This is a genomic window from Thermobrachium celere DSM 8682 (genome assembly GCF_000430995.1).
In the GTDB taxonomy this organism is placed as follows: domain Bacteria; phylum Bacillota; class Clostridia; order Clostridiales; family Caloramatoraceae; genus Thermobrachium; species Thermobrachium celere.
Map to the genome: position 1 here is coordinate 977,075 of NZ_HF952018.1, position 3,017 is coordinate 980,091.

General features: G+C 27.3%; 3 protein-coding genes and 1 pseudogene. All 4 read right to left on the reverse strand.

The window, feature by feature from the left end:
- Nucleotides 1-14: 14 nt before the first annotated feature.
- Nucleotides 15-311 (reverse strand): annotated as a pseudogene (locus TCEL_RS05260) (transposase); the annotation flags it as partial.
- 91 nt (nucleotides 312-402) lie between these two features.
- Nucleotides 403-1,473 (reverse strand): LCP family protein, encoded by a 1,071-nt coding sequence (locus TCEL_RS05265; RefSeq protein WP_018661882.1) that lies wholly within the window; start codon nucleotides 1,471-1,473, stop codon nucleotides 403-405.
- Nucleotides 1,457-2,038 (reverse strand): bis(5'-nucleosyl)-tetraphosphatase (symmetrical) YqeK, encoded by a 582-nt coding sequence (gene yqeK / locus TCEL_RS05270; RefSeq protein WP_018661884.1) that lies wholly within the window; start codon nucleotides 2,036-2,038, stop codon nucleotides 1,457-1,459. The genes TCEL_RS05265 and yqeK overlap by 17 nt, the downstream gene beginning before the upstream one ends.
- 4 nt (nucleotides 2,039-2,042) lie before the next feature.
- Entirely contained in the window at nucleotides 2,043-2,645 is a 603-nt protein-coding gene (gene nadD / locus TCEL_RS05275) for a nicotinate-nucleotide adenylyltransferase (RefSeq protein WP_018661886.1), read from the reverse strand.
- Nucleotides 2,646-3,017: the final 372 nt, after the last annotated feature.

Here is a 3,017-nt window from a genome sequence, read left to right on the forward strand (position 1 = left end):
TGCATACTTTATTAAAAGACTTCGGCTGTAGCTATTTTAATTTTTGCTCCGCAATTTGAGCGATGATTTTCATATACAGCCTGACCTGTTTCAGGGAAATAACTTGTAAATGTAGATAAATCACTTTTAAGCTGTAAGGTAGTACCACGTTTAATTTCACGGGAGATAGTACTTGGACTACGTCCTAATTTTTTAGCAATATAGCGAATACTTTTACCTTCTTTTAGTAATGCATAAATTTCTCCACGCTCATAGCTATTTAGGTGTTTAAAAGAACGTACAGTTGTGTTAGAATTAATTTTATCAACCATAGTGAAAACCTCCTGTATGTTTGGATTTGACACCTATATCATACATGATTTTCACTATGGTTTTAATATTTTTTATCTGTTGCATTTAATTTTACAATGAACCAACTAATTTCACATTCTCACAGTCTAAAATATCTTTAATTTCTTTAGATATTTCTTCATCATAGCAATATATTACTGTTTTGTTAAACCTTTTATTATAATTTCCTATTTCTACTACATCATATCCTTTTTCCTCAAATATTTTTTTGTATCTAGCAGCTAGACCATTTTTATTTGTAGAATTAAGTATTTTTATTTTTATATTTCTTTTTGATGTTTTATCAATATTACCAAAGTTCTGCAAGAAATCGTAATCTTCATTATATTTAGCTATATAGTATGATATTGAATTGATGTATTCAGGCTGACCTGACATAACTTTAGTTTTAATATTATTTTTGTCGATACCTAAATAATATAATGAATACCTCATAATTTTAACCTTACTTAAGTCAGTCTTTATATTACTTGAAATTACCTTCATTACTTTCGGTAGTCTAAATATAATTAAGGGTGATTTAAACTTTTCTGATATTTTAACAAGAAACTCCTGTTGTGTAGATATTCTTCCTAAATCTCCCATTGCATACCCAGTACCGTCATTGTTTTTCCTCCATCTAATAAATTGTTCAGCCTTGACTCCATCCAAATGAACCTTTTCACCCTTTTTGAAGTGTATTTTAATGTCTCTTGCATCATAATTCATATCGTGAGGAATTACAACATCTACTCCTTCTACAGCATCCACCAATTCTCTAAATGCTTTATAGTCTATCTTAACAAAATAATTAATATTTATGTTTAACATATCTTCTAATTTTTGCTTTAATAATTGAATTCCTCCAACAGCATGTACAGCATTTATTTTTTGATGTTCTCCATTTAAGCTAACACGTGTATCTCTTGGTATTGAATAGATATACACACCTTTTTCCTTAGTTTCTAGATGAACTAGCATGATTGTATCTGTTCTTTTTGGAGCATTTATATTGTTATAATCTCCTGCATCTACACCTACAACCAAAATATTAATTGGTTCAGGCACCTTAAAATTAATTAAAAATATTGGAATAAATACAATCAGTGATATTACTAAAACTAACTTAATTATTCTTTTCATTTTTATCCCCCATCTTTATTATTAAACTATTTCTTAATTCCACTGTATTATTATGTAACAATAGTCCTCTTGAAATTACATATTGTATAGTTAATTCACATGATTTAATAATAGCTAAATCAATATCTTGAAATGCTAATTTTCTTAACTCCTCAACTCCTGAAAAATTTCTTCCTTCCTCAATTACATCAGCAATAAAAATTATCTTTTCTAAAATTGACATATCCTTTCTACCTACTGTATGATAATATATTGCATTAAATATATCATCATCGATACTAAAATACTCTCTAGCAATATGTGCACCAACATAAGCATGCAATATTTGAGGTGAATTTATTTCTACATCACTTAAATCTATAGAATATTTTTTTATATATTGATCTATTTCATATTTTGTTAAATCCTTAGCATTATCATGCAAAAGAGCCGCTATCTCAACTTTATGAAAAGGTACTTTATATACATTCGCTAATTCTTTAGCAGCCTTTACAACATTCATTGAATGTATAAATCTATCTTTATTTAATTTTTTTTCTATAAAGCAAACTATATCATTAATCACTTTATCATCCCCTGTACAAATTGTTTTCTCTAATATAGTTTTCTACATATTCTGTTACCATATATTTAATTGTTTTATTTTCTCTTATTCTGTTTCTAATTAATGTTGATGATATGCCTATATTGGGTATATTAACATATTTAATGTCTAAACGATAAATTTCTTTATATTTTATAATAAATTGATTTATTTCATTTAGATCTGAATCTCTATTAACTACTACAAACCTACAATATTCATATATTTTATCTATATCTTTCCATGTTGATAACTCCCTTAATGTATCAAACCCAATTATAAAATAAAAATGAGCATCTTTATATAATTCTTTTAACTCTTTTAATGTATCTATAGTATAAGTTTTGCCTTCTCTTTTTACTTCTAAATCTAATACCTCAAATTTATCATTACCTCTTATTGAATATTTTACCATATTAAATCTATCTATGGCTGGTGCAACCTCCTTCATCTCCTTATGTGGAGGTTGTCCTGTTGGAATAAATAATATTTTTTCTAATTTTAAACTGTGCAATACCTCATTTGCAATTATTAGGTGTCCTATATGAATTGGATTAAATGTTCCACCCATTATCCCGATTAACTGCATAATACCATCTCCTGTTAGGGTTTTACTTATTTATTATATAAAATATTTTTAAAAAATTAAAGATCGCTTATAAAATAGGTTCTATAATAAATGTTGGGGCGTAGCCCCAGCATATTTTTTTACAAAAAAATATGCACCTGTTTAGATGCCTGATATAATAAATTACACACACACAATTTGAAAGGAGGCATCCAACAAGTGCACAATAATAATTTTATCAAAAACCTACTCGGTTTTAAAGATGTTATTGTAACAAAATACTTAATACAGATAATTGCTTTGAGATTTATTTAGAAATGAAGAAGAAACCTCATACTTGCCCTTGTTGTAACTCTCAAACTCGTAGAGTTCATGATTATAGAATACAACGTG